A 24,312-nucleotide genomic window follows, 5' to 3' on the forward strand; every position below is an offset into this window, starting at 1 on the left:
TGTTACTGCTGGAGGCTCGCCATCTTGTGGCCCTTGTCGAAAAACGCCGACGCGGAGAGCAGGCCGTCCGCCTCTGACAACTTGTCGACGGCCATTTTCGAATAGCGGGTGAGGCGCGCGACGACGGTCTCTCCAAGCGAGACAATCACGTCCTCACCGACATTGCATCCAAAGAACTTGTCGTTGTTGGGCTGTCCGGCAGCGGTCAGCTCGACAGGATCGTCATCGACCTTGACGAGGACATAGACCTCGTCGCCCTCGGCCTTCGGAAACTTGGCGAAGTAGCGGTTCTGCTGGCCGCTGTCGAAGTAGCGGACGATCTTGTAGACATGGCCGCTTTTCTTAACGCCGAGCGAGCGGAAATTGACCATCGCCGGCGTGCCGATATCGAGGGAGGAGACGTCGCGGCTTCTGTAGACCGCCGCAGCGAACGCCTCGGTGCAGTCGAGAGACTTGGCGACCGCCTGGCCCTGCATGACGAAATCGCCGAAGGCGGCGTCGACGCTGACGACCTGGCCGTGATGGTCTGCGACCACCTCGGCTGCCCCCGACTTGCCGAGCCGGCCTTCCTCGCGGTTGATCAGTTTCTCAACCTGCGCCTTGCGCTCGGTCATCTGGTTGATCTCGATATTGTCTTCGGCGATGTCGCCGGCGAGCTTGGTGCGCTGCATTTCCAGCGTCAGCAGGTTGGCTGCGACCGTGCCGCCCGTATAGATGTCGCGGCTGACCAGCGACTGGACGATTTCGTTGCGTTTCAGTTCGCCGCGGGCTGCATCGAGCTCGCCCTGGGCGGCATTACGTTTCTGCCGCTGCGGCTCGACACTCGCTTCGGAGGTCATCCCCTTCTTCAAAAGCACGGTGGCGCGCTGCAGCAGCGCATCCTGCTCGGCAAGCCGCGCCTCGTAGATCGAGACGTTCGATTGGGCGTTGCTGATGACGGCGCCAAGTTCGCTCAAAACCCCGTCCTTCACATCCGATATCTGCGCCTTGACCTTGCTCAGCTGGTCATTGCGTTCGGCAACCACGTTGATCGTGTTGTTGAGCTTTTCCGTCAGGTCGAGTTTCTCAAGCCGGAGACCGGTGAGAGACGTCTGATCCTGATTGGGATTGGAGACGGTTGCCGTCACGTCGCCGAGATTGACCACCTGGCCGACCTGCAAGGAAATCTTGTCGACGCGGCCGTAGATCGGCGAGGCGATCATCTGCACGGGGGCGTTGATCACCGCCTTCGGCGAAACGACGAAGAACTGGTTGGGTACCATCGAGATGCCGATGGTGAAGAGCAGCAGGAATGCGAACAAATACCCAACGATCCGCGAAGCAGACAGTATTCGTACGTCTTTTGGATGAATATTAATTGGTGTGGCCTTCATAGTCTTCAATCCTGAACTGACAAATCATAGATCGAAATTGAAGGGCACTTCCCCCGTTGTTTTTTTATTTAGTTGTTAATCAAAAAGTACCATCGAGATTTCGCCAAGGCAACTGCTCACCAAGTGCAAAATTTTGCGGGACAGTGTTGTGACGAAGATGAGCGATAAGTTAAGAATATGAAAAGAAACGGATTAATCAGCTTTATTTCGGGCATAGAAAATTTTCGTGACTGCTTTGATTGGCCGCTTGAAAGCATCCGCCGGTAACTGCGGCATGCTGCAATGCAACTGCCATACGTCTTTGCCGCCGGGCTCCGGGCGGCTCTTTTACTGAGTTTTTCACTCCGATTTTAACAGGGCCACACCCCTTGCGCGAAACGTTTCGCGGCATGAAAGGACGGCAGCGCGGTTTCATCTCCCGAATGTGACAGAGACTTCGCTTGCCTGCGGCGGCATGAGTGCTAATTTCCGGAATCATATCGATTAGATTCCCAGGAGAATATAAAATGCAGCTTGGCATGGTAGGTTTGGGCCGTATGGGCAACTACATGGTCCAGCGCTTGATGCGGGATGGCCACGAATGCGTGGTCTATGACGCGAAGCCGGAAAGTGTTGCCGACCTGACGGGCAAGGGCGCCACCGGAGCCAGCTCGCTCGAGGAGTTCGTCTCGAAATTGTCGCGTCCGCGCGCCATCTGGCTGATGCTGCCGGCTGCCATTACCGACAAGGTGATCGCCCAGCTTCTGCCGCTGCTGCATGATGACGACATCATCATCGACGGCGGCAATTCCTACTACCACGACGATATCCGCCGTGGCGCGGAGCTGATCACCAAGGGCATCCATTATGTGGATGTCGGCACCAGTGGCGGCGTCTTCGGCCTCGAGCGCGGCTATTGCCTGATGATCGGCGGCGAAAAGGGCATCGTCCAGTCGCTGTCGCCGATCTTCGCATCGCTGGCGCCTGGCGTCGGCGACGTGAAGCCGTCGGAAAACCGCACCGCCGGCGAACACAGCACCGCCGAGCAGGGCTATCTGCATTGCGGTCCGCATGGCGCAGGCCACTTCGTGAAGATGGTCCATAACGGCATCGAGTACGGCCTGATGGCCGCCTATGCCGAAGGCTTCAACATTCTGAAGAATGCTAATATCGGCGCGGCGACGCATGAAGCCGATGCCGAGACGGCGCCGCTCGCCCATCCGGAACATTACCGCTACGACTTCAATCTGCAGGATGTTTCGGAAGTCTGGCGCCGCGGCAGCGTCATCACCTCCTGGCTGCTCGACCTCACCTCGGATGCGCTGCATGCCGATCCGGCTCTGGCGAAATATGCCGGCCGCGTCTCGGATTCCGGCGAGGGACGCTGGACGATCATGGCGGCCATCGACGAAAGCGTTCCGACGCCGGTGCTGAGTGCTGCGCTCTACGGCCGCTTCTCGTCGCGCGACCAGGACGAGTTCGCCAACAAGGTGCTCTCGGCGATGCGTGCCGGCTTCGGCGGTCACGTCGAGAAGCCGAAGGCGTAAAGCCCAACAGGTACCCATATATTCTTGAAGACCCGCGCTTTCCGAGCGCGGGTTTTTTCGTGCCCATTGCCTATGGCATCGCAAGCGATATGGTTGATTCCAGTCATACCGGAGGGCGTCGGGTGTTGGGTTCAAGGTTCGTGAGGGGGAGCCTCTGGGCTTGCCTGTTTTCGTTGACGATTTTTCTCGGCACTTCCGATGGCGTATACGCGCAGACCGCGCCGGCGCCACCCGCAGCCGATGCCGCCACGCCGCCCGACAAGGTGCGGCAGATGATGCAGCTGATGCAGGCGCCCGAGGTGCAGACATGGATGGCATCGCAGATGAAGATGGTGCCCGCGGCGGCGGCCGATGACGGCGGACAGATGTCGGTGCTGTCAGACCTGCTCGCCCATGCGCGCCACCATGTCGAGATGGTCTCGGATGCGGCCATGGAACTGCCAGAAGAGGTCGAGGCGGCCGATGGCATTGTCGATCGCGAGGTCGAGCCGACAGGGCCTGGCTGGATCGCCGTTCAGGGGCTGACACTGTTGCTGATCGGCACTTTGGCCGAACTGCTGTTTCGCGCCGCGACGCCGCGTCCGCGCGTCCGCCGCTCCGATGTGGAGGAGCCTGCCGCGCTGCATCACGCTGGCGCCAATCTCTTCTATCGCGTCATCCCGGCCATCGTCTTCGCCATGGCGACGATCGTTCCGCTGGTTGCCTTCAGCTGGCCGCCGGTGAGCCAGGCGATCGCGATTGCCGTTGCGATCGCGCTGATCGCGACCCGCTTCACCATTTCCATCGGCCGGATGCTGGTCGTGCTGGTGACGCTGCCGCGCGCCGACGGCGAGCGCGATATCTCCCGCGCCAGAGCGCTGTACTGGTTCCGGCGCTCGGCCATATTCGCCATCTACTTCGCCTTTGGCTGGGTCGTCATCCAGGTCATGGAGCCGCTTGGCTTTTCGGTCGGCTCCCGCTTGTTCGTTGCCTACATCCTCGGAATCGGGCTTTTCCTGATTGCCGTCGAAGCGGTCTGGTCGCGCCCCAGCGATGGCGTCAGGCACAGCACGGCAACAGCCTGGTTTCTGACGATCTACTTCCTCGCGCTTTGGCTTCTGTGGGTCACCGGCTTCATGCTGCTGCTCTGGCTCGGCATCTATGCCCTGCTTCTGCCGAAGGTTCTCCGCGTTGCGACGGCCGCGGTCCGTTCGCTGCATCAGGCGGAAGCGGGCTTCCTCGCCAATCGCCGGATGGCGACCGTGTTGCTGGACCGCGGCGTTCGCGCCATCATCATCGCGGCGGCGGCGGTATGGATGGGGCGGATCATGGGCTTTGCGGCAGACAGGATGGCGGCGGGCGACACCATGGTCGATCGCATCACTCGCGGCGCCATTGGCGGCATCGTCATCCTGCTTGCGGCCGATCTGCTCTGGCATATCGTCAAAGCCTATATCAACGGCAAGCTTATCGATTCGCCGCTCGACGCTTCGGCCTCGGACGAGGAGAAAGCCAGACGGGCCCGGCTGCAGACGTTGCTGCCGATCTTCCGCAATATCTTCGCGGTGGTCATCGCCGTTATTGCCGTTTTGATGGTCCTGTCCGGTCTGGGTATCGAGATCGGGCCGCTGATTGCCGGCGCCGGTGTCGTCGGTGTCGCGGTCGGCTTTGGCGCGCAGACCATCGTCAAGGACGTGATCAGCGGCATGTTCTATCTCTGGGACGATGCTTTCCGTGTCGGTGAATATATCGAGAGCGGCAGCCACAAGGGGGTGGTCGAGGCCTTCAGCCTGCGCTCCGTGAAGCTGCGCCATCACCGCGGACCGCTGACGACCGTTCCCTTCGGCGAGCTCGGCGCCGTCAAGAACCTCAACCGCGACTGGACGATCGATAAGATCAGCCTCAACGTCACCTATGACACCGATCTGGTGAAGGCCAAGAAGGTCGTCAAGCAGATCGGTCAGCAACTGCTCGACAATCCCGATTTCGGCCCGCACATCATCGAGACGCTGAAGATGAAGGGCGTCGAGCAGTTCGGAGAATTCGCGATCGAGATCCGGCTGTCGATGATGACCAAGCCGGGGGAGCAGTTCGTCATCCGTCGCAATGCGCTGGCGATGATCCGCAACGCCTTCAAGGAAAACGGCATCGAGTTCGCGGTGCCGACGGTGCAGGTTTCCGGCGACGGGCGGGACCATGAGGCGATGGCCGCTGCCGCACGCTATGCGGCCCAGGCACGGGCAGGCGGCGAACCTGCCGCCTGAGGGTGGAGCGGGTGCGACGGAATGCTACAAAAGCGCTGTGGAGGACTATGTCACCCAGCGCTAATTTTGCCCCAATTCAGGCCGATGAGGCGCGCTTGGCGGTAGCGGGGTAGCGCTGTCGGGGGCCGATAGAGCTTGCCTGCAGCATATGCTAGTTCTTTGCCGAACGACTCACGCCAAGCTGGCAGTCGGCAGGGGTAAGATGGCGAATCAAGGCAGTCTGGAAGAAATGGAAAGCGAGGAAGCCGGTGGCTTTCGGGGCTTTATCCGGCGTTACCGTACGCAGCTTGTCGCGGCAGCGACGCTTATCCTGTTTTGCATGGTCGGTTATGCGATCATGCAGCTTACCAACGAAGTCCGCTATGACGACGTCGTCCAGGCGCTTGCCGACACGCGCGTCAGCTCGATCCTGCTGGCCTTGCTCTTTACCGGCCTCAGCTTCTTCGCGCTGATCTTCTACGATCTCAATGCGATCGAATACATCGGCAAGAAGCTGCCCTTTCCGCATGTCGCACTGACGGCGTTCAGCGCCTATGCGGTCGGCAATACGGCGGGCTTCGGCGCGCTCAGCGGTGGCGCTATCCGCTACCGCGCCTATTCGCGCCTCGGCTTGACGCCCGAGGATATCGGCCGAGTCATCGCCTTCGTCACACTGTCCTTCGGTCTCGGTCTTGCCAGCGTCGCGGCGATCGCGCTGATGATCATCGCCGAGGAAATCGGGCCGCTGATCAATACCAATGCGCTGCTGCTGCGGATCATCGCCGGGGCGATCCTGGCGGGGCTCGGCGTCATGGTCTATCTCGGGCGTGATGGCCGGGCGGTGGCTCTCGGCCCGATCGCCGTCCGCCTGCCGGATTCGCGTACCTGGTCGCGGCAGTTCCTCGTTACCGCCTTCGATATCGCCGCGTCGGCCACCGTGCTTTATGTGCTGCTGCCGCAGACAGCGATCAGCTGGCCGGTGTTCCTGGCGGTGTATGCGATTGCCGTCGGCCTCGGCGTGCTCAGCCACGTGCCGGCCGGTCTCGGCGTCTTTGAAACCGTCATCATCGCCTCGCTCGGCAGCGCGGTGAATATCGACGCGGTTCTCGGATCGCTGGTTCTCTACCGCCTGATCTATCATGTGCTGCCGCTGCTGATCGCAGTGCTCGCGGTGTCGCTGACAGAGCTTCGCCGCTTCGTCGATCATCCGGCCGCTTCCAGCATCCGCCGTATTGGCGGCCGCCTGACGCCGCAGCTGTTGTCGGCCTTTGCACTCATCCTCGGCGTCATGCTGATCTTCTCGAGCGTCACGCCGACGCCGGATGAGAATCTCGAATTCCTCGCCAATTATCTGCCTCTGCCCATCGTCGAGGGCGCCCATTTCCTGTCGAGCCTGCTCGGTCTGGCGCTCGTGGTTGCCGCGCGGGGTCTTGGCCAGCGTCTCGATGGCGCATGGCTGGTATCGGTGGTCTCCGCCGTTCTGGCGCTCACCCTGTCGCTGCTGAAGGCGATTGCGCTGGTCGAAGCGATCTTCCTCGCGATCCTGATCTTTAGCCTGTTCGTCAGCCGCCGACTGTTCACGCGCCACGCCTCGCTCTTGAACCAGACGCTGACGGCCGCCTGGCTCATGGCGATTGCGGTCATCTGTGTCGGCGCCGTCGTTATCCTGCTCTTCGTCTATCGCGACGTCGAATACAGTAACGAGCTCTGGTGGCAGTTCGAATTCGCGGCTGAAGCACCGCGCGGTCTGCGCGCCGTGCTTGGGATCACCATCATCTCCTCGGCGATCGCCATTTTCAGCCTGCTGCGTCCGGCGGCCTTCCGCCCGGAACCGGCAAGCGACGAGGCGCTGCAGCGCGCCGTCGATATCGTCAAGGCGCAGGATTATGCCGACGCCAATCTGGTGCGCATGGCCGACAAGAGCATCATGTTCTCCGAGAAGGGCGATGCCTTCATCATGTATGGCCGCCAGGGGCGCTCATGGATCGCGCTGTTCGATCCGGTCGGCGAGCGGCATGCCATTCCGGAGCTCGTCTGGAGCTTCGTCGAGGCGGCGCGGGCTGCCGGATGCCGCGCGGTCTTCTACCAGATTTCGCCGGCGCTACTGTCCCATTGCGCCGACGCGGGTCTGCGCGCCTTCAAGCTGGGCGAGCTCGCCGTCGCCGATCTCGGCGCTTTCGAAATGAAGGGCGGCAAGTGGGCGAACCTGCGCCAGACGGCCAGCCGCGCCCAGCGCGATGGCCTGAGCTTCGAGGTCATACCCGCCGAAGACGTACCTGCCATTCTCACCGATCTGGCCGCGGTTTCCAGCTCCTGGCTTGAAGACCATAATGCCAAGGAGAAGGGTTTCTCGCTCGGCGCCTTTGAGCCGGACTATGTCAATTCGCAGCCGGTCGGCGTGTTGAAGAAGGACGGCAAGATCGTCGCCTTCGCCAATATCCTCGTCACCGAAACCAAATCGGAAGGCACGATCGACCTGATGCGCTTCTCTCCAGAGGCACCAAAGGGGTCGATGGACTTTCTATTCGTGCAGATCATGGAATATCTGCGCGAGGAGGGATACCGCCACTTCAACCTCGGCATGGCACCGCTTTCGGGCATGTCGAAGCGTGAAACGGCGCCCGTCTGGGACCGCATCGGCAGCACCGTTTTCGAACACGGCGAGCGCTTCTACAATTTCAAAGGCCTTCGGGCATTCAAATCAAAGTTTCATCCGCACTGGCAACCGCGCTATCTTGCGGTTTCCGGAGGGGGCAATCCGATGATCGCGTTGATGGACGCGACCTTTCTCATCGGTGGCGGATTGAAGGGAGTCGTCAGGAAATGATCAGAAAATATATCCTCGCCGCAACATGCGCCACGGCGCTTGCATTTCCGGCCTATGCCGCCGACGAGAGCACGAAGGACTTCGAAACTGGACTCATCCCGTCGCCGCACATCTTTCTGCCGAAGGGTGATGTGAAGGGTGCGGTGATGCTGATCTCGGACGCGGCCGGCTGGGGCGACAACGAAAAGGCCGAGACGGATAAGCTGGTGGATGCCGGTGCCGTGGTGATCGGCGTCGACTTTCCGTCCTACATGGATGCGCTGCGCAAATACGATGCCAGTGACAATGACGGCTGCATCTACCTAGTCTCCGACATCGAGGCGTTGAGCCAGCAGGTTCAGCGCGCCGCCGGCAACAGCGCCTATCATCTGCCTATCATCGCCGGTGTCGGCGAGGGCGGCGCCCTGGCGCTGGCGATTGCCGCGCAGACGCCGGATGCGACGATCGGCCAGACGCTGGCGATCGATCCCACGGCAGGCATTCCGCTGACGCAGCAGCTCTGCACGCCGGCCAGCAAGAAGACCGTTGGCGACCGGATGATCTACGGCCTGACCGAGGGCAATCTGCCGGATCCCGTCGTGGTGGCCTTGACGTCGAATGCACCGAAGGATGGGCGCGAGCATGTTGCGGAGCTGAAGAAGACGCATCCGGCGATCGATGTTCGCGATGCCGATGACGACGCGCAGACGACGCTGTCCGATACGCTTGACGACATGATCGACGCATCGGGCAATGCCGATAATCCGCTCGGCCTGCCGCTTGCGGTTCTCGATGCCAAGCCGGCGATGGATACGATGGCGATCGTCTATTCCGGCGATGGCGGCTGGCGCGATATCGACAAGGAAGTTGGCAGCAAGCTGCAGAAGGAGGGGATTCCCGTCGTCGGCATCGACTCGCTGCATTACTTCTGGTCGGAACGGAAGCCGCAGGAGACCGCCGACGATCTCGGCAAGATCATCGACCTCTACCGGAAGCAGTGGAAGGTCAAGCATGTGCTTCTGATCGGCTACTCGTTCGGCGCTGACGTGGTGCCGGCGACATACAAGCTGCTGAAACCGGCCGAGAAGGCGTCGATCGTCCAGATCTCGCTGCTGTCGCTGTCGCACGAGGTTGACTACGTGATCTCCGTCATGGGTTGGCTCGGCCAGAAGACCGACGGGGCCGGTGGCGATCCGGTCGCCGATCTGAAGGATGTCGATCCGAAGCTGATCCAGTGTATCTACGGCAAGGAAGACGATGACGAAGTCGCCTGCCCGGATTTGAAGCAGAGCGGCGCTGCCGTCGTCGAGCTCGCGGGCGATCACCACTTCGACGAAAACTACGATCTGCTGACCAAGACCATCGTCGATGCGCTGAAGTCACGCCTCAACGACTGAGGTTGGCTTTCAGCGCATCAGCTTTTCCTCGCTCCAGCCGAGGGCGGCAATCTCGCCGCCCCGGAAACGGGCATCATCGTTGACAATGAATTCGTCGAGTTGCGGCGGGCGGACACTGGATTCCGCCAGCATCGCATGCACCTGGCCGCGGTGATGGGTCTGGTGCTGGAAAAGGTGGCTGAGGATATCGTCCGCACGCTCCTCCTGAAACCGGCCGCCGCGATCCAGCCGGATGGTTGCTGCCAAGCTGTCCGGCGTCAGCGCCTCGCATAGCGCAACAAGGCGTGCATCGACATTCCGCTGCTCGGGGATCAGCGCTTCAAGCGTATCGAACGGCTCTTCGATCTTCCATGCATCGGGTCCGAGGCTGCCGCCTTCGAGCCCATCCACGTAGAACCAGTCGACGGTGATGATATGGTTCAGCGTCATCTTGATCGAAGGGAAGAAGCTGGTGCGATGCGCTTCGAATTCGCCCGGCTGCAGCCGGAGGCAGGCATCGAGCAATCTGACATTGGCGAGCGCATTGTTATAGGCGAGCTTGCGGAAAGCCCGGCAGGGATCGAAAACGGTCATGTCATCTCCTGTCGGGCCGATCATCGCCCATCAATGAACCTTCCTGATTTCCGAGTGGCCCTTCAAGACCTTGCCGCCATCTTCCTGCTCGATCAGATAGGCGGGTTCCTCGCTGGTCGCCTTCCGCTTGATGTCGGCACCCTCGATGATGCGCTCGACGTCTTCGGTGAAGCTTTCAGCGATCCTGCCCGTTCCCTTGCCTTTGCCCCATGTCCACTCGACGCTCGTGCCCGTCCTGTATTTCTGCATGGCGATGCTCCTTGTTCAGGATGCAATGCGCGGAGAAGGGGACAGTTCCCTCAATCGTCCCGGTCGAGGTCGCCGTCGCGCCAGACGACGTGGCGCGGTGCCGGAGGAAGCGCCTCGATCTCGTCGGCAATGAAATAGGGCGGGATATCGAGAGCCTTCAGCGCTCCGCGGGTGGCGGGCACCCATTTGAACTCCAGAATGCTCTTGCCGTCCTCGATCTGATGGACGATCTCGTTTGGCCGGAAGGGGAAGCTTTCGGGGAGTTCCATCAGATAATAGAGCCCGAGTTCGTGCCAGTCGCGCTTCTCGAAATGGAAAAAATTCTCGACGATCCAGAGCAGGCGGCCGACCTCGACCGTCACACCGAGCTCTTCGACCATCTCGCGCCGCAGCGTTTCTTCCGAGGTCTCGCCAATCTCGGCGCGGCCACCCGGGAATGTCCAGAAAGGTTCATGGACGGCCCGGTGAACGAGGACATGGCCATCGCGAAAGCCGAGCCCGGCAATGCGGTAGTTGAAGCGTCCGGCACTGCCATCCAGCCGGATCATTGTTCTCTTCGGCATCGGCGCACTCAGTCGTCTTGCTGGAAGAGCCGGAACTGCGCGGCTTCCAGGTCCTTCGGCGGCTGCATGCCGAGGTGCTTCCAGGCGGTTGCGGTGAGTACACGGCCGCGCGGCGTGCGCTGGATGAAGCCCTGCTGGATCATGTAGGGCTCGATGATGTCCTCGATCGCATCGCGCGGCTCCGAAAGGCCGGCGGCGATGGTTTCGATACCGACAGGGCCGCCGCCGAAATTGACGGCGATCATGTTGAGGTAGCGCTTGTCGAGCTGGTCGAGGCCCATATTGTCGACGAGCAGCCGGGTCAGCGCTTCGTCGGCGATCTCGCGGGTGACGGCTTCGGCCCTGGCGACTTCGGCAAAATCACGGACGCGGCGCAGCAGACGCCCTGCGATGCGCGGCGTGCCGCGGGCGCGGCGGGCGATTTCCTTGGCGCCCTCGTCGGTCATCGGCAGGTTCATCAGCCGCGCGCCGCGGCGGACGATCAGCTCCAGTTCCTCGACGGTGTAGAAGGAGAGACGAACCGGAATGCCGAAACGGTCGCGCAGCGGTGTCGTCAGCAGGCCAAGGCGCGTGGTGGCGGCGACCAGCGTGAATTTCGACAGATCGATCTTCACGGAGCGTGCGGCCGGGCCTTCGCCGATGATCAGGTCGAGCTGGAAGTCTTCCATCGCCGGATAGAGGATTTCTTCAACGGCCGGGCTCAGGCGGTGGATTTCGTCGATGAAGAGCACGTCGCGCTCTTCGAGATTGGTGAGCAGCGCCGCAAGATCGCCGGCCTTGGCGATAACGGGACCAGAGGTGGAGCGGAAATTGACGCCGAGTTCCTTCGCCATGATCTGCGCCAGCGTTGTCTTGCCGAGACCGGGCGGGCCGACGAACAGCACATGATCCAGCGCCTCGCCACGGTTCTTGGCGGCCTCGATGAAGATTTTCAGGTTGGCGCGCGCTTCGGCCTGGCCGGTGAATTCATCCAGCGACTGCGGACGCAGCGTCGCATCAAAATCTTCGCCCTTCTTTTCCGGCGATATCAGGCGGGCGGGGTCGCTCATGTCAGTAGTTCCATTCCAGGGACGCCTCTGGCAGCTCGCTGATCGAAAGTTTTCGTAACAGAGCAGCCGGCATCTCGATTCCTAAGAGCTATGAAAACATCGGCAAATTCGGCTGTCGTTTGCGCCATCACATCAAGCGTCTCTTCAACGATGTTTTCGTCCTCCAGAATGAGGTCGGCGGCATCCAGCAGATCGGAAACTGCTTCCATGATCTCTTCACGCTTTAGCTTGATACGCTGCCGCAGAAACCAGGTCACCTCCATCAGGGTAATACAGCTTATATAGCCCGGCCCTGCCTCAGGAAGCGACGCGAAAAGAAGCTCGACCTTCTTAGCCTGCTCTGCATCATCCTTGAGAAAAAGGCGCAGCAAAATATTTGTGTCGACGCCGATCATTTTGCCGCGGCGACCCTTTGCGCGATAGAGTCTCCGACAGCCTGATCCATGTCATCGAGCGAGAAGGTCGGGCGATATGGATCGTGAAACTTTCCCGCGAGATCGATCGCGCGCTTGTTCTTCGCCTTGATGAAAACCTTACCATCGCTGTGGATGTAGCGAATTTTATCGCCAGGCTTCAGGTGCAAGAGTTCGCGAACTTCTGCGGGAACAGTTGTCTGGCCCTTTGATGTCAATGTACCGTAATAGATATTCATCTAAACCTCCTTACGTTTTAAATATAGTAAGGAATAAGTGATTTCGCAAGGAAATCATCGCGCCAGTTCCTTCAGCCCCAGCCGGATCAGCTTGGCGCTATCGGCACCTTCGCCGGCGGTCTTCATGGCGGCGGCGACGGCGTTGGCGGCCTGATCACGGGAATAGCCGAGATTGGTCAGCGCCGAGACGGCATCGGCAACCGGGGCCGAAGCCACGCCTTCGCCGAGTTCCTGCTTGAGGCCGATATTCATCGCCTCGCCGGCGTAGGCGGGTGCCTTGTTCTTCAGTTCGGTGACGATACGGACCGCGACCTTCGGCCCAACCCCTTGAGCGCGTGAGACGGCGGTCTTGTCCTGGAGGGCAATGGCATTGGCGAGTTCCGGCGGCGTCAGCGTCGAGAGCACGGCGAGCGCCACCTTGGCACCGACGCCCTGAACGCTCTGCAGCAGGTTAAACCACTCACGCTCAAGCACGCTCATGAAGCCGAAGAGCTTCAGCTGGTCTTCGCGGACATAGGTCTCGATGAAGAGGACGCAGGCCTCTCCGACGGAGCCGAGCTTCGACAGGGTGCGGCCCGAGCAATGGGCGACGTAACAGACACCATGCACATCGACGAGCACATAGTCTTCGCCGATTTCTTCGATGGTGCCTTTGAGCTTGCCGATCATGATATGTCCGTCAGGGATGGGTTTCGGGAGTGATGAGGTCGAGCGACGGGAAGTAGGCGCGGTAGCCCTTCACATCGCGTGTCAGCAGTGAATAGCCGCGTATGGCGGCATGCGCACCGATCAGGAAATCCGGCAGAACACGTTCGCGCTGGCCACCGGCCTTGCGATAGATACGGAATGCGGCTGCGGCCGCAAAAGCCGCTGGCCAGGGGAGATTTTCCCTGCGGAAGGCATCTTCCGGCAGTGCGTTATCGACTTCATCGATATCGCGGTAGCGTACCGAAAACTCGGCATAAATGATCGGGTTGATGAGCACCGGCCCCTGATCGAACGCTTCGATCGTCCGTTGCCGTGACCAGCCATGCCAGTTCGAAGACGGGATGGCGAGATCTACCAGCACGTTGGTGTCAATCAAGGTCGCCATGTCAGCGGTCACGTGTCATCGACATGAGCGCGTCAGCATCGATCGCCTGATCGCCGGTCCCTTCAAGCTTGGAGATCGCCCTGAGGACTTGATCAAGACGGTTTCGATCTTCGATGGCGCTACGACCGCTCTTTGGTGAAACGACTAGCTTGCCGCCTTCCATGGAGAATACGACCTCGCTGTTCGGCTCTATACCGGCCAGCTCGCGGAGATCGCGGGGAATCGTGACCTGACCTTTCGAGGTAACGCGCATGACTTTCTCCTTCAAAGTAAGAATAATCCTTACCTTGAGAACAAGTCAAGAACAAATTACCCCGCGAGCGCTGCCAGGCGCATGCGGTTGCTGCCGCGATTATGGGCATGGCAGATGGCGATCGCCAGCGCATCCGCGGCGTCGTCGCCCTTGAATTCCACCTTCGGCATCAGGATCTTCAGCATCATGTGGATCTGCTTTTTTTCCCCGTGACCGACACCGATGACGGCTTTCTTGACGGCGTTCGGCGCATATTCGGAAACCTGCAGCCCGGCGCGGGCCGGAACCAGCATGGCGATGCCGCGGGCCTGGCCGAGCTTCAGTGTCGCGACCGCGTCCTTGTTGACGAAGGTCTGTTCGACGGCGGCTTCATCGGGTGTGTAGCTGTGGACGATCTCAGCAAGCCCGTCATGCAGCTGGCAGAGGCGGGAGGCCAAGTCCATGTCGCCGTCCGACGTGACGGTGCCGGAGGCGACGAAGCGCAGCGAATTGCCCAGCGTGTCGATGACGCCCCATCCCGTGCGGCGCAGGCCGGGATCGATGCCGATGATGCGAATCGTGTTTTGCATGGCTCACCATATTGCAGTTGCAAAATAACTGCCATCGATATGTGAACAAAACAAAAACATCCCTTGTTTTTGTGTCGCGCCGTTTACTGCGAATTAAATCAGTTGTCTGAAATCTAATCCATCAAATGTGAGAGGGGCTCCTTTTTCGGAAGGTTAAGGCCCCCAGTGTTCTGTTTTCGGTCAAGCCAGCTGCGAAAAGCCAGGCAAGCCGCTCCGGAAGGGTTCTAGTTTATGGCTCAGAGATTTCAGTCTCTATCGTTTAAAGTGATTGCGACTTTCATTCTGCTCACGGCGCTTGCCGTCAGTACCATCAGCGTGCTCGGCTATTTCGCCAGCAGCCGCATTTCCGACGAGCAGGCGCTGAAGGCGAAGGAGAGCGTGCTCATCTTCCGCGGCGACATGCTGCAGGATCAGCTGGAGCAGCTTGAAAACCAGGCGAATTCGATTGCGCGTATCGAAGCGCTGCAGATGTCGATCACCAGCCTGAAGAGCGGCTGGAAGACCATCGAGAAGTCCTCGGGCGATGCCCGTGCGGAACTGAAGAAGGTCTTCATCACCAACAACCCGAACCCGGTCGATCAGCGCGAAAAGCTGATGAAGCCGGAGGGGCCGAGCGGCTTCTACTATTCCAACCATGAGAAGACGCAGGGCGAAGTCGCCCGCGACCTCGAGAACACGGCCTTCAGCGACCTGTTGATCGCCGACATGGATGGCTCCGTCCTCTATTCCTACAAGAAGGACGACAATTTCGCCGAAAACCTGAAGGCCGATGCCTGGAAGGTGACCGGTGCCGGTCTCGCCTATGCGAAGGCTGTCGAGAACACCGCAAAGGCGACCGACGATTCCGCGCCGACAGGCTTCTCGGGTCTGCGCGTCGATGCGGGCAAGTCGGGGATCTTCTATGCCGTTCCGATCGTCAAGCTGGGCCTCGCGAAGGGCATCATTCTGTTCAAGGTTCGTGATGATATCGTCACCGGTATCCTGTCGAAGGGCATTGTCTCTGGCAGCACGGCGCAGGCGGCGATCATTTCCAGCGATGGTTCGGCGGTCGGTCTTGCAGACGGCAAGCTGGCGACGCTCGACACCGCGGCCTTCACCTTCATTCCGGATGCGCTGGCCAACAATCAGGGCATGACGGTCGATGACTTCGACCGCGCCGATGGCTCGGCCCGCGCCTATGTCCGCGGCATCGATTATCACGGCGACCGCTTCCTGGTGGTCGAGAGCGTCCGTCTCAGCGAGCTGAATGCCGGCTCGATCGAGATCGCCACGTTGCTGACGATGATCGGTCTGGGTGCCCTCGTCGTCATGGCGATCGCCACCGGCCTGATCACGAAGCTGCTATTCTCGCCGCTTGCCCGCCTTGCCGGCAACACCCGCGACGTCGCCGACGGCAAGCTGGATACCGAGATCGGCAGCCAAAACCGCCACGACGAAATCGGCACGATGGCCAAGGCTCTTTCCCGCTTCAAGCAATCGCTGTTCGAAAGCCGCGAGCTCGAGGCCGCAAGTGCGGAGACCCGCACACGCGCCGAGCGTGATCGCCAGGAAAACATGGCGCTGCGCGAAGCCGAGGCGAAGAGCCTGCAGGATGTCGTCCAGGCGCTGGACGAGGGCCTGCATCATCTGGCCAGCGGCAATCTCGCCTATCAGATCGAGACGCGCTTCCCGACCGAGCTCGAGGGCCTGCGTGTCAATTTCAACGAGGCGCTTGCGACGCTGAGCGAAACGATGACGGCGATCGGCGGAAACTCGATGGCGGTTCGTTCAGGCTCGGAAGAGATGCGCAACGGCGCCGACGATCTGGCCGGCCGTACCGAGCGGCAGGCCGCCTCGATCACCGAGACCGCCAATGCGATCGACGCCATCACCCAGTCGGTCCGTATCCAGATCGAGCGCGCCGAGCAGGCTGAGCGGATTGCCCGTGACGCGAAGAAGGAAACGGCGGGCTCAAGCGATATCATGCGCGAGACGATCGCGGCGATGGAGGCGATCCAGTCGTCCTCGCGCCAGATCAACTCGATCATCTCGGTGATCGACGAAATCGCCTTCCAGACCAATCTGCTGGCGCTGAATGCTGGTGTCGAGGCAGCGCGTGCCGGTGAATCCGGCAAGGGCTTTGCCGTTGTCGCCATGGAAGTCCGTGAACTGGCACAGCGCTCCTCGAGCGCCGCCAAGGAAATCGCCAGCCTGCTGCAGAAGTCGACACATGAGGTCGAAAGCGGCGTGTCGCTGGTCGAGCGGGCAGGGGTTGCGCTGACCGGTATCGGCAGCCGCGTCGAGGCGATCAACGGGCAGATCCACGAGATCATGGAATCGACCCGCGAAGAGGCCGATACGCTGCGCCAGATCAACAGCGCGGTTTCCGAACTGGATTCGATGACACAGCAGAACGCTGCGATGGTCGAGGAAAGCACGGCAGCGATCCATCGTCTCGCCAGCGAGGCGCTGGAGATGGACCGCCAGCTCGGCAACTTCACGCTGCCGCAGGGCCATCACCACCAAAGCGCGGAAGTGCATGTGCTCAGGCACCGCCGCGCTTCCTGACGCTCTCAAAGGGTCAAGCGACTCCAGCCATCAAGTTGGATCTGGAGTCGCTTGAAACAGCGGCCTCATCAGAGGCTCAAGTCCAAGCCGAGCTTCCTGCTCAGCAAGAAGGCGGCGAGCCCAACGCCCAATACCGCTATCGCGAAGACCGCAGCCATCATGCCGCCCGATCGCAGTAGCGCTCGCCTGTCGCCTTTCTCCGATCGGTCATAGTGCCACTTGATGGCGAAGAACATGGCTATTCCCAAGGCAAGAACCTTGAACGTAACGAAGACTACCGGGACCCAATCCATATCAAACACTCTCGTATGCTAATCTGCGCTCCTTATGATCCCATTGAGGGCAGGCGCCTACTTCCGAGTATGCAACGCAGATATGTAATAGTAGGTGGTGGTTATTTAGCCTGTACTGCTGGCTCAGGAATGACCGCCTAGGGCCTGCAATGACAACGACATGCGGAATGCCGGAATTTGGTTTCCACATCTGCGTTGATGGCAGGCGGCCGATCGGCCCATTTTCTTCGCCGCAGGATTTGGATGCGGCGCCGTTACCACCTACATAGCCGGTAGCCCCATTATACCGACGGCAGGTTTTCATGATTCCCTTTTCCATCCTCGATCTTTCGCCCGTTCCAGAGGGCACGACCGTCAGCCAATCTCTCGCGGGTTCCGCGCGGATGGCGCAGAAGGCGGAAGAATATGGCTACAAGCGCTTCTGGCTTGCCGAGCATCACGGCATGCCGGGGATTGCCAGTGCCGCGACTGCCGTCGTCATCGGTCATGTCGGTGCGGCGACGAAGCGGATCCGCATCGGATCGGGCGGCATCATGCTGCCGAACCATTCGCCGCTTGTTATCGCCGAACAGTTCGGCACACTCGCCGCACTCTTCCCCGGCCGCGTCGATCTCGGTCTCGGCCGCGCGCCGGGAACGGATATGCGCACCGCCCAGGCGCTGCGCCGCAACCTCGATGCCGGCGCCCAGAGTTTCCCGCATGATGTCGTAGAGCTGCAGCAGCTGCTCGGAGAGCCGGTCGAGAACCAGGCGATCCTCGCGGTGCCCGGCAACCGGACGCATGTACCAATCTGGTTGCTCGGTTCCAGCCTCTACAGCGCCCAGCTCGCCGCCATGCTCAGTCTGCCCTATGCTTTCGCGTCGCATTTCGCGCCGGACTCGCTGCTCGATGCGATCGATATCTATCGCAGCAAGTTCCAGCCCTCCGCCGTCCTCGACCAGCCCTATGTGATGGCCGGTGTGATGGGCTCCGTCGCTCCGACGGATGAGGAAGCCGAGTATCACTTCACCTCGGCGCAGCAGCAGTTCGTCAATCTCCGGCGCAATGTGCGCGGCCAGTTCCCGAAGCCTGTGAAGGATATGGAGAGCTTCTGGTCGCCGATGGAAAAGCTCAATGTCGAGCATACGCTGCGCTATGCCGTCGTCGGCTCGCCGCAGACGGCTGAAGCCAAGCTCAAGGAGTTTCTGAAAGAGACGGAGGCCGACGAGCTGATCATCTCCATGCCGATCCACGATATCGAGGCGCGGCTGAAGTCGGTCGAGCTGTTCGCGGGGCTCGGCAGCTTTATGAGCGCCGCTGCCTAATCCGTGATCGTTTCGCCGGGATAGACACCCCAGAGGGCCGATTGCTCGACGAAGCCGGTGAGATTCTGGTGCGGCAGACCGATGCTGCACCACGCTCCGTCGCAGCGTCCGACATGGACGAGGACGCTGGCCATCAACGCCGCCGATACAGCCGCACTTTCCCGAGCTCCGGTGTGAAGTGCCGCAGGCTCTCTCAGCCAGGGGCCGATCACCGCGGTCCGGCGCGAGGAGAGCAGGGCGCGATGCATCCATCCGGTGATGCCATCGCTATCGCGCACCTGACGCCAATTGTCGTATTCGGCGGTGATCTCCAGCGGCAGGCCTGATTTCAGGTAAATCCACTTGGTCCCGTAATCCAGTGACGGGCCGATGCGCATGCGCGCGTTGGCCGATTTGAGCGAGACGAAACGGGGAACCGGCAGACCGGTTTCCCGGCCTTTTGGTGCGCTTGTCTCAACCGGGACTGCCGATGCCTGGCTGGCCAGGCAAGCGGCAAACAGGCTGCAGAGGGCAAGCAGCCTCATCGTCCGGCGAAGAAGAGAAAAACGGCGCATGTCAGCTACAGCTGGCCACCTGTTTCAACGCTGCTGTGATACCATCGAGCGAATAGGTGTAGCTGGTATCAGTCCCCCGGCTGGAGGTCGCCTCGATCACCATCTCGCTGCCGCCGCGCATGGCGCGGATCATTTCCGGTTCACGCTCCTCATGCTGCATCCAGGCGGCGTTCTCGCGGGTGAACATCCAGAATGTCTGGTCGCCGATGCGCACCTTCACGCGCGATCCCTGCTTCAACTCGTAGCCCATCCGCGCCTGTGGTTCGTATTTCGCCGAAGCGCCGGGGCCGACCATGAAGAAATTCTTGCCGTGATCGACACTGGCCGGAGTCTGGCCGGTCGGTACGGTCAGCAGATAGCAGACCGTCTGGCCATCGGACTTGTAGGAATAGACGCCCCAGTCGTTGAAGCGCTTGACCATTGTAGGCTGTGCTTGCGCGGCGAAGGCGCAAAGCAGCGAAATGGAGAGAGTGAGAGCAAGTTTCTTCATGGCATTTTCCCCGCCGATGGTGTGAGAGACGCTGGCCTGAGACAGACCGGCTGGAGGCAGGGACATTGAAGGGTTGCAGCGTTACCGCTTTCTTAAAATCAGGCTGCGGCTCACGGAGCTGTGAACCGCTTTGATCCAGATCATCGCGAAGGTTAGAAGAAGGCTGCCACCGGCGCCGGGACGATGCGCTTCAGGACGGCATCGACAGACAGCGATCCGGCGCCCGAGATCGCCAGCACAAACATGCCACCGGCGATCGCAAAGTCCTTCTCGAAATGCAGCAGTTCGTTCTGGCTGGTGAAATCGGTGTGGAAGAGCAGGGCCGTCATCAGGCAGAAGATGCCGAGCGCAACAGCACCCAGCCGTGTGGCCATGCCTGCCGCGACCGAGAAGCCGGCCGCGAGCTGCAGCAGGATGACGCCGATAGCGACCGGCAGTTCGAGACCCAGCCTTTCGAAGGCCGTTGCCGTGGCGTTGAAGTTCAGCGCCAACGTTGCGCCTTCATGCAGGAAGATGGCCGAGAGCAGCAGACGTCCGGCGAGAAGTGCTGCATTGCTGCCGACGGATCGGATAGGGGAATGTTCCATGATCATCTCCAAAGGGTGAGCAGGGCGAGCGGCATCTGCCGCCCGCCCCGGGGCAATCACCGTCAGTTGCCGCCCCGTGCGGCGATCGCCTCTTGTAGGTCTTCCAGCTCCTCGCAGCCTGCGGGGCACAGCTGCTTCAGCGAAGCCAGCTGCTCGTTCGCCTTGTCGGGCTTGCCGGTCTGCAGATAGAGCTCGCCAAGATATTCGTGTGCCGCCTTGTGATCGGGCTGCAGTTCCAAGGCCTTGGTGTAGTAGGTCAGCGACGTGTCGTAGTCGCCGGTCATGCGCAGCGTGTAGCCAAGCAGGTTGTAGACATCGGCCTGCTGGTTATCCTCGGCGAGGCCGCGCAATTCCTCGAGTGCGCCCTGATAGTCCTTGGCGGCGATCTTGGCGCGGACGGAGGTGAGGTCCGGGCCGTCCCCGGTTTCCATGTTGTCGACGGCAAAGGCCGGCATTGCTGTCAGCGCCGAGATGGCCGAGCCGCCTGCCGACAGCGCGCAGAAGCTGATGACGCCGAGAACGGCGTAGCGGGTGAATGATCTTTTCATGACGATGGTCTCCTCAGGCGTCAGGCCTGGCTGGTGGGTGTGAAGGCATAGGCGTTTCCGTCCTTGACGAAGCTGCCGGAGCCGGGGAAGGGGAAATGCGAGCCGCAGATGGCGATCTTGTCCGATATGACGCGATCGATCAGCTTGCGGCGGCTGGTGATGGCAAGAGGTCCGTCCTGATCGTAGCTGCCTTGCCATTCCGGGTGCGGCGCCAGCAGCGCCGGGACGTACATGATGTCGGCCGACACCAGCAGCTGGCTGTTTCCGGAGTTGACCAGATAGGTCGAATGACCCGGCGTATGGCCTGGCGCCGAAATCAGCTCGATGCCGGGCGCCACCTGCGCACCGTCCTCGACCAGCTTCCAGTTCTTCCATTTCGGGAAGACTTCGGCGATGCGCTTTCCGGCAGGCTTGCGTCCCTCCGCGAGTTTCGAGAGGCGGCCGGGATCGGTCCACCAGTTATATTCGGCCGAATGAACGATCAGTTCGGCATTCGGGAAGACCGGCGCATTGGTGCCCTTTTCCATCAGGCCCCAGACGTGGTCAGGGTGGAAATGCGAGATCATGACCGTGTCGATCTTGCGGTAGTCGATGCCGGCGGCCGCCATGTTGCCGGGAAGGTTGGTGGCATTGGCCTGCCACTGACCAACGCCGGAACCGGCATCCATCATGATCAGCCGTCCGCCGACCTTCAGGACGACCACCGTCAGTGGGATCGGCATGAAATCGGTCGGCAGATGCGCCTTGGCGAGCGCATCCTTGGTCTCGTCGACCGTGGCGTTCTTGATGAAGGCGGGATCGTGCGGCTTGCGCCACATGCCGTCATAGATGGCAGTCACTTCGATATCGCCGACATTGTAGCGGTAGAAGCCGGTTGCCGGTTCGTCCGGCGATGCGGCGAAGGCCGGGGGTACGAATTCGAGCTTCGATGCGAGGCCGAATGCGGCTGCCGCGGCGGCCGAACCAAGCAGTGTACGGCGTGACATTTCAAACATTGGGATGCCTCCTCTGGCTTGTCCTGTGTCTCAGCGGAGACGGGATGGGTTCGACGCCGCCGCTGAAGAACTAGACCGGAGAGGCCTGCTGCTTATTCCGAGCCTTTCGTAATTTTTCATGCAAGCCATTGAGAATGAACGGCTAATTTTTTCACCCCGGCAAAGCGGTCAAAAAAATCTCAGTCGGCAGGGAATAAAACCGGGTGCTTGGCGATCTAGGCAATAAAGGGTCGCATTGTGCTGAGGGCGGCCCGAGGACTAGAGTCGGCTGCGCTGCAGCCGCAGAGGGTGTGATGACCGAAGCCTGTCTTGCTTTCCCCACATCGTTCGACGATCAGCTGGCCGCGGCTCTGCTGCGCTGGCGCCGCCGCTCGCGATCGTTTTCTCAGCTCGCAAGCTGTTTTCTCGCCGAGGCAGCGTCGGTCCTCGTCGGCTATATGGAAATGGCACTGGCGAATGGTGGACAGCAGGCCGCTGCCGCCTCCGAGCAGCCCGATCACACGCTGCGTTTCCAGCAGAACATCCTTCCGCACATGGATGCTGCCTACAATTTTGCGCGCTTTCTCAGCCGCGACCAGGATGCGGCGCAGGATATCGTCCAGGACGCCTTCCTGCGCGCCTATCGCAGTTTCGAGACCTATCGCGGCGGCGATTCACGGGCCTGGATTTTCGCCATTGTCCGCAATTGCCATCTCGCCTGGCAACAGCAGGGGCGGCGGAAGGCACGTTTCGAAATGCCGCTGGATGGCGATGCCGGAGGCGACAGTCCGGCGCATGAGATTGCATCGGATGACGATACGGCGGAGACCGCGATGATCCGCGAGAGCGAGACGTCGCGCGTGCGCCATGTCATCGGCCTGCTTCCGGAGGCGATGCGGGAAATTCTGGTGCTGCGCGAACTCGAGGAGCTTTCCTATAAGCAGATCGCCGAGGTCATCGATGTGCCAATCGGTACCGTGATGTCGCGGATCGCCCGGGCGCGGCGCGAATTCGGCGAAGCCTGGGATGCGTTTGAGAATGGCGCGGTGCGGGCATGACCGAGGCGCCGAAGCAGGGCTGCGACCAGTGGGGGCCGGTGGTGCACGCCTTCATCGACGGCGAGCTGGATCTGGTGCGCGCGGCCGAGCTGGAAAGTCATCTGGCGGGGTGCCCGGATTGCCGGGCGGAGATCGAAAGGGTGCGCGGGGTGCGGCAACGGATCGGACAGGACGGCGTGCGCTTCAAGCTTCCGGACGAGGTCCGGTCGCAGGTTCTCGCCGCGCTGTCGCGCGAGCAGGCCATCTCCTCATCCGCTCTTCAGCCGCGCCAGAAGCCTGCTTCGCGGTGGGACCGTTTCTTTCGTTTCATTCGCGACTGGAGCTTCGTGCCGTCACTGGCGGCGCTGGCGGCGAGCGCAATGCTGTTCGTCAACGCGCCGGCGCCGGATCTCGGCATCGAGGACCAGTTGCTGGCGAGCCATGTCCATTCGATGCTCGCCGATCACCTCGTCGATGTGCAGACCTCGAATCAGCATACGGTAAAGCCCTGGTTCAACGGCCGCATCGATTTCTCACCGCCGGTCAACGATCTTGCCAAGGACGGCTTCCCGCTGGTCGGCGGCCGGGTCGATTATATCGGCGGCCGGGTGGTGGCGGCACTCGTCTACCGGCGCAACGGTCACGTCATCAACCTGTTCATCTGGCCGCAGGCGAAAGGCGGGCAGGCGACGCGGGAACATGACGGCTACAACATGACGGACTGGTCGTCCGATGGACTTGTCTTCTGGGCGGTCTCCGATGTCAGCGCTGGCGATCTCGCCGCCTTTCGCGACAGTTTCATCCGGGCGGCCGCACCCTGATCCAACGAAAAAGGCGGGCATCAAGCCCGCCTTTGAAAACAGTTCCGGAAGAGGCGATCAGGCCGAAAGCTTGGCCATCACTTCTTCGGAGACTTCGAAGTTCGAATAGACGTTCTGGACGTCGTCATCGTCTTCGAGGTTGTCGATCATCTTCAGCAGCGACTGAGCCTTTTCCTCGTCTACCGGCACGTTGTTCTGGGCGCGCCAGACGGCCTTGACGGTTTCGGCTTCGCCGAGCGTCGCTTCGAGCGCCTTGGCGACTTCGCCGAGCGATTCAAAAGCGCAGGTGATGTAGTGGCCGTCTTCGTCGGTCTCGACATCGTCGGCACCGGCTTCGATCGCGGCTTCCATCATCTTGTCGGCATCGCCTGCTGCGAGCTTGTAGGTGATTTCGCCGACGTGATCGAATGAGAAGGATACCGAGCCGGTTTCGCCGAGTGCACCGCCGGCCTTGGTGAAGATCGAGCGGACATTCGAGGCGGTACGGTTGCGGTTGTCGGTCAGCGCCTCGACGATGACGGCGGTGCCGCCCGGGCCGTAGCCTTCGTAGCGGATCTGCTCGTAGTTTTCGCCGTCGCTGCCTGCTGCCTTCTTGATGGCGCGGTCGATATTGTCCTTCGGCATGGACTGGGCCTTGGCGTTCTGGATGGCCAGGCGCAGGCTCGCGTTCATCGACGGGTCGGGCAGACCGGCCTTGGCGGCGACAGTGATTTCGCGCGCGAGCTTGGAGAACATTTTCGACCGCACGGCGTCCTGACGGCCCTTGCGATGCATGATGTTTTTAAACTGTGAATGGCCAGCCATGGCACCCCTGTTCACGTCTCATTATTCG

26 protein-coding genes are annotated in these 24,312 nt (G+C 61.1%); 8 read left to right on the forward strand and 18 right to left on the reverse strand.

What is annotated here, in order from left to right; genetic code table 11:
• Nucleotides 1-2: 2 nt before the first annotated feature.
• Nucleotides 3-1,301: a hypothetical protein gene (locus J2X43_RS22120; RefSeq protein ID WP_310297322.1), complete on the reverse strand. Its 1,299-nt coding sequence runs from the start codon at nt 1,299-1,301 to the stop codon at nt 3-5.
• A 578-nt stretch (nt 1,302-1,879) separates the two neighbouring features.
• Here J2X43_RS22120 and gnd point away from each other — a divergent pair.
• From gnd to J2X43_RS22140, 4 genes are all read left to right on the forward strand, one after another.
• Nucleotides 1,880-2,899, forward strand: coding sequence for a phosphogluconate dehydrogenase (NAD(+)-dependent, decarboxylating) (gene gnd, locus J2X43_RS22125; protein WP_112385460.1), 1,020 nt, complete (start codon nt 1,880-1,882; stop codon nt 2,897-2,899).
• A gap of 89 nt (nt 2,900-2,988) precedes the next feature.
• Nucleotides 2,989-5,142 (forward strand): mechanosensitive ion channel family protein, encoded by a 2,154-nt coding sequence (locus J2X43_RS22130; RefSeq protein ID WP_310297603.1) that lies wholly within the window; start codon nt 2,989-2,991, stop codon nt 5,140-5,142.
• 202 nt (nt 5,143-5,344) lie between these two features.
• Nucleotides 5,345-7,948, forward strand: coding sequence for a bifunctional lysylphosphatidylglycerol flippase/synthetase MprF (mprF, locus tag J2X43_RS22135; RefSeq protein ID WP_310297326.1), 2,604 nt, complete (start codon nt 5,345-5,347; stop codon nt 7,946-7,948).
• Nucleotides 7,945-9,324, forward strand: a complete 1,380-nt coding sequence (locus J2X43_RS22140; protein WP_310297329.1) for an AcvB/VirJ family lysyl-phosphatidylglycerol hydrolase — start codon at nt 7,945-7,947, stop codon at nt 9,322-9,324. The genes mprF and J2X43_RS22140 overlap by 4 nt, the downstream gene beginning before the upstream one ends.
• Nucleotides 9,325-9,333: 9 nt before the next feature.
• Here J2X43_RS22140 and J2X43_RS22145 read toward each other — a convergent pair whose 3' ends face one another.
• The 10 genes from J2X43_RS22145 to ruvC are packed head-to-tail and all read right to left on the reverse strand — an operon-like array spanning nt 9,334 to nt 14,325.
• The gene (locus tag J2X43_RS22145) at nt 9,334-9,897 is read right to left on the reverse strand and encodes a DinB family protein (protein WP_310297332.1); all 564 of its coding nucleotides are present in this window, start codon (nt 9,895-9,897) and stop codon (nt 9,334-9,336) included.
• 30 nt (nt 9,898-9,927) lie between these two features.
• Nucleotides 9,928-10,146 carry a DUF2945 domain-containing protein gene (locus J2X43_RS22150; RefSeq protein ID WP_310297335.1) on the reverse strand — a complete coding sequence of 73 codons (219 nt, stop codon included), beginning with the start codon at nt 10,144-10,146 and terminating at the stop codon, nt 9,928-9,930.
• Nucleotides 10,147-10,196: 50 nt separating this feature from the next.
• Nucleotides 10,197-10,709: an NUDIX hydrolase gene (locus J2X43_RS22155; protein WP_310297338.1), complete on the reverse strand. Its 513-nt coding sequence runs from the start codon at nt 10,707-10,709 to the stop codon at nt 10,197-10,199.
• Nucleotides 10,710-10,717: 8 nt separating this feature from the next.
• Nucleotides 10,718-11,758 carry a Holliday junction branch migration DNA helicase RuvB gene (gene ruvB, locus J2X43_RS22160; RefSeq protein ID WP_112385455.1) on the reverse strand — a complete coding sequence of 347 codons (1,041 nt, stop codon included), beginning with the start codon at nt 11,756-11,758 and terminating at the stop codon, nt 10,718-10,720.
• A complete protein-coding gene (locus J2X43_RS22165; protein WP_310297344.1) occupies nt 11,755-12,153 on the reverse strand; it encodes a type II toxin-antitoxin system VapC family toxin in 399 nt (132 codons plus the stop codon). Before J2X43_RS22165 ends, ruvB begins: the two co-directional genes overlap by 4 nt.
• Nucleotides 12,150-12,410, reverse strand: a complete 261-nt coding sequence (locus J2X43_RS22170; RefSeq protein WP_112385453.1) for a type II toxin-antitoxin system PrlF family antitoxin — start codon at nt 12,408-12,410, stop codon at nt 12,150-12,152. Before J2X43_RS22170 ends, J2X43_RS22165 begins: the two co-directional genes overlap by 4 nt.
• A 54-nt stretch (nt 12,411-12,464) precedes the next feature.
• On the reverse strand, nt 12,465-13,079 hold the full coding sequence (gene ruvA / locus J2X43_RS22175) for a Holliday junction branch migration protein RuvA (protein WP_112518025.1): 615 nt from the start codon (nt 13,077-13,079) through the stop codon (nt 12,465-12,467).
• Nucleotides 13,080-13,089: 10 nt separating this feature from the next.
• On the reverse strand, nt 13,090-13,503 hold the full coding sequence (locus J2X43_RS22180) for a type II toxin-antitoxin system VapC family toxin (protein ID WP_112518024.1): 414 nt from the start codon (nt 13,501-13,503) through the stop codon (nt 13,090-13,092).
• 1 nt (nt 13,504) lies between these two features.
• Entirely contained in the window at nt 13,505-13,756 is a 252-nt protein-coding gene (locus J2X43_RS22185) for an AbrB/MazE/SpoVT family DNA-binding domain-containing protein (protein WP_310297354.1), read from the reverse strand.
• A 56-nt stretch (nt 13,757-13,812) separates the two neighbouring features.
• Nucleotides 13,813-14,325 (reverse strand): crossover junction endodeoxyribonuclease RuvC, encoded by a 513-nt coding sequence (gene ruvC / locus J2X43_RS22190; RefSeq protein ID WP_112385449.1) that lies wholly within the window; start codon nt 14,323-14,325, stop codon nt 13,813-13,815.
• Nucleotides 14,326-14,556: 231 nt separating this feature from the next.
• Here ruvC and J2X43_RS22195 point away from each other — a divergent pair, with 231 nt between their 5' ends.
• Complete coding sequence (locus J2X43_RS22195; protein ID WP_310297359.1) at nt 14,557-16,872, forward strand: methyl-accepting chemotaxis protein; 2,316 nt, start codon at nt 14,557-14,559, stop codon at nt 16,870-16,872.
• 68 nt (nt 16,873-16,940) lie between these two features.
• Here the strand turns inward: J2X43_RS22195 and J2X43_RS22200 are convergent, their stop codons facing one another.
• A complete protein-coding gene (locus J2X43_RS22200) occupies nt 16,941-17,165 on the reverse strand; it encodes a hypothetical protein (protein ID WP_310297605.1) in 225 nt (74 codons plus the stop codon).
• Nucleotides 17,166-17,467: 302 nt separating this feature from the next.
• Between J2X43_RS22200 and J2X43_RS22205 the strand changes: the two genes are divergently transcribed.
• A complete protein-coding gene (locus tag J2X43_RS22205) occupies nt 17,468-18,469 on the forward strand; it encodes an LLM class flavin-dependent oxidoreductase (protein WP_310297362.1) in 1,002 nt (333 codons plus the stop codon).
• Here the strand turns inward: J2X43_RS22205 and J2X43_RS22210 are convergent.
• The 5 genes from J2X43_RS22210 to J2X43_RS22230 form a co-directional block, all read right to left on the reverse strand.
• A complete protein-coding gene (locus J2X43_RS22210) occupies nt 18,466-19,023 on the reverse strand; it encodes an SH3 domain-containing protein (protein ID WP_310297364.1) in 558 nt (185 codons plus the stop codon). The genes J2X43_RS22205 and J2X43_RS22210 overlap by 4 nt on opposite strands.
• A gap of 1 nt (nt 19,024) precedes the next feature.
• Entirely contained in the window at nt 19,025-19,513 is a 489-nt protein-coding gene (locus J2X43_RS22215; protein ID WP_310297367.1) for an invasion associated locus B family protein, read from the reverse strand.
• Nucleotides 19,514-19,665: 152 nt separating this feature from the next.
• Nucleotides 19,666-20,100: a DoxX family protein gene (locus J2X43_RS22220; RefSeq protein ID WP_310297371.1), complete on the reverse strand. Its 435-nt coding sequence runs from the start codon at nt 20,098-20,100 to the stop codon at nt 19,666-19,668.
• A gap of 62 nt (nt 20,101-20,162) precedes the next feature.
• Nucleotides 20,163-20,648: a M48 family metallopeptidase gene (locus J2X43_RS22225; RefSeq protein ID WP_112538713.1), complete on the reverse strand. Its 486-nt coding sequence runs from the start codon at nt 20,646-20,648 to the stop codon at nt 20,163-20,165.
• 20 nt (nt 20,649-20,668) lie between these two features.
• Complete coding sequence (locus tag J2X43_RS22230) at nt 20,669-21,643, reverse strand: MBL fold metallo-hydrolase (RefSeq protein WP_310297374.1); 975 nt, start codon at nt 21,641-21,643, stop codon at nt 20,669-20,671.
• A 437-nt stretch (nt 21,644-22,080) separates the two neighbouring features.
• Between J2X43_RS22230 and J2X43_RS22235 the strand changes: the two genes are divergently transcribed.
• On the forward strand, nt 22,081-22,680 hold the full coding sequence (locus J2X43_RS22235; protein WP_405049635.1) for a sigma-70 family RNA polymerase sigma factor: 600 nt from the start codon (nt 22,081-22,083) through the stop codon (nt 22,678-22,680).
• On the forward strand, nt 22,677-23,480 hold the full coding sequence (locus tag J2X43_RS22240) for an anti-sigma factor (RefSeq protein WP_310297380.1): 804 nt from the start codon (nt 22,677-22,679) through the stop codon (nt 23,478-23,480). Before J2X43_RS22235 ends, J2X43_RS22240 begins: the two co-directional genes overlap by 4 nt.
• Before the next feature lie 57 nt (nt 23,481-23,537).
• On the opposite strand, the gene J2X43_RS22245 is transcribed toward J2X43_RS22240, so the two are convergent.
• On the reverse strand, nt 23,538-24,284 hold the full coding sequence (locus J2X43_RS22245; protein ID WP_310297382.1) for a YebC/PmpR family DNA-binding transcriptional regulator: 747 nt from the start codon (nt 24,282-24,284) through the stop codon (nt 23,538-23,540).
• Between the last annotated feature and the right edge of the window lie 28 nt (nt 24,285-24,312).

The sequence above is a fragment of the Rhizobium sp. BE258 genome (genome assembly GCF_031457345.1).
GTDB lineage: Bacteria > Pseudomonadota > Alphaproteobacteria > Rhizobiales > Rhizobiaceae > Rhizobium.

Excerpts from the sequence above, each read along its gene's own strand:
- J2X43_RS22195 (WP_310297359.1), top strand. The coding sequence starts at position 14,557 with ATGGCTCAGAGATTTCAGTCTCTATCGTTTAAAGTGATTGCGACTTTC.
- J2X43_RS22155 (WP_310297338.1), bottom strand. The coding sequence starts at position 10,709 with ATGCCGAAGAGAACAATGATCCGGCTGGATGGCAGTGCCGGACGCTTC.
- J2X43_RS22180 (WP_112518024.1), bottom strand. The coding sequence starts at position 13,503 with ATGGCGACCTTGATTGACACCAACGTGCTGGTAGATCTCGCCATCCCG.
- J2X43_RS22245 (WP_310297382.1), bottom strand. The coding sequence starts at position 24,284 with ATGGCTGGCCATTCACAGTTTAAAAACATCATGCATCGCAAGGGCCGT.
- J2X43_RS22150 (WP_310297335.1), bottom strand. The coding sequence starts at position 10,146 with ATGCAGAAATACAGGACGGGCACGAGCGTCGAGTGGACATGGGGCAAA.
- J2X43_RS22205 (WP_310297362.1), top strand. The coding sequence starts at position 17,468 with ATGATTCCCTTTTCCATCCTCGATCTTTCGCCCGTTCCAGAGGGCACG.
- J2X43_RS22170 (WP_112385453.1), bottom strand. The coding sequence starts at position 12,410 with ATGAATATCTATTACGGTACATTGACATCAAAGGGCCAGACAACTGTT.
- J2X43_RS22140 (WP_310297329.1), top strand. The coding sequence starts at position 7,945 with ATGATCAGAAAATATATCCTCGCCGCAACATGCGCCACGGCGCTTGCA.
- J2X43_RS22200 (WP_310297605.1), bottom strand. The coding sequence starts at position 17,165 with ATGGATTGGGTCCCGGTAGTCTTCGTTACGTTCAAGGTTCTTGCCTTG.
- J2X43_RS22185 (WP_310297354.1), bottom strand. The coding sequence starts at position 13,756 with ATGCGCGTTACCTCGAAAGGTCAGGTCACGATTCCCCGCGATCTCCGC.
- J2X43_RS22220 (WP_310297371.1), bottom strand. The coding sequence starts at position 20,100 with ATGGAACATTCCCCTATCCGATCCGTCGGCAGCAATGCAGCACTTCTC.
- J2X43_RS22130 (WP_310297603.1), top strand. The coding sequence starts at position 2,989 with ATGGTTGATTCCAGTCATACCGGAGGGCGTCGGGTGTTGGGTTCAAGG.
- J2X43_RS22230 (WP_310297374.1), bottom strand. The coding sequence starts at position 21,643 with ATGTTTGAAATGTCACGCCGTACACTGCTTGGTTCGGCCGCCGCGGCA.
- J2X43_RS22235 (WP_405049635.1), top strand. The coding sequence starts at position 22,081 with ATGGAAATGGCACTGGCGAATGGTGGACAGCAGGCCGCTGCCGCCTCC.
- J2X43_RS22165 (WP_310297344.1), bottom strand. The coding sequence starts at position 12,153 with ATGATCGGCGTCGACACAAATATTTTGCTGCGCCTTTTTCTCAAGGAT.
- J2X43_RS22145 (WP_310297332.1), bottom strand. The coding sequence starts at position 9,897 with ATGACCGTTTTCGATCCCTGCCGGGCTTTCCGCAAGCTCGCCTATAAC.
- J2X43_RS22210 (WP_310297364.1), bottom strand. The coding sequence starts at position 19,023 with ATGCGCCGTTTTTCTCTTCTTCGCCGGACGATGAGGCTGCTTGCCCTC.
- ruvA (WP_112518025.1), bottom strand. The coding sequence starts at position 13,079 with ATGATCGGCAAGCTCAAAGGCACCATCGAAGAAATCGGCGAAGACTAT.
- mprF (WP_310297326.1), top strand. The coding sequence starts at position 5,345 with ATGGCGAATCAAGGCAGTCTGGAAGAAATGGAAAGCGAGGAAGCCGGT.
- J2X43_RS22240 (WP_310297380.1), top strand. The coding sequence starts at position 22,677 with ATGACCGAGGCGCCGAAGCAGGGCTGCGACCAGTGGGGGCCGGTGGTG.
- J2X43_RS22225 (WP_112538713.1), bottom strand. The coding sequence starts at position 20,648 with ATGAAAAGATCATTCACCCGCTACGCCGTTCTCGGCGTCATCAGCTTC.
- J2X43_RS22215 (WP_310297367.1), bottom strand. The coding sequence starts at position 19,513 with ATGAAGAAACTTGCTCTCACTCTCTCCATTTCGCTGCTTTGCGCCTTC.
- gnd (WP_112385460.1), top strand. The coding sequence starts at position 1,880 with ATGCAGCTTGGCATGGTAGGTTTGGGCCGTATGGGCAACTACATGGTC.
- ruvB (WP_112385455.1), bottom strand. The coding sequence starts at position 11,758 with ATGAGCGACCCCGCCCGCCTGATATCGCCGGAAAAGAAGGGCGAAGAT.
- ruvC (WP_112385449.1), bottom strand. The coding sequence starts at position 14,325 with ATGCAAAACACGATTCGCATCATCGGCATCGATCCCGGCCTGCGCCGC.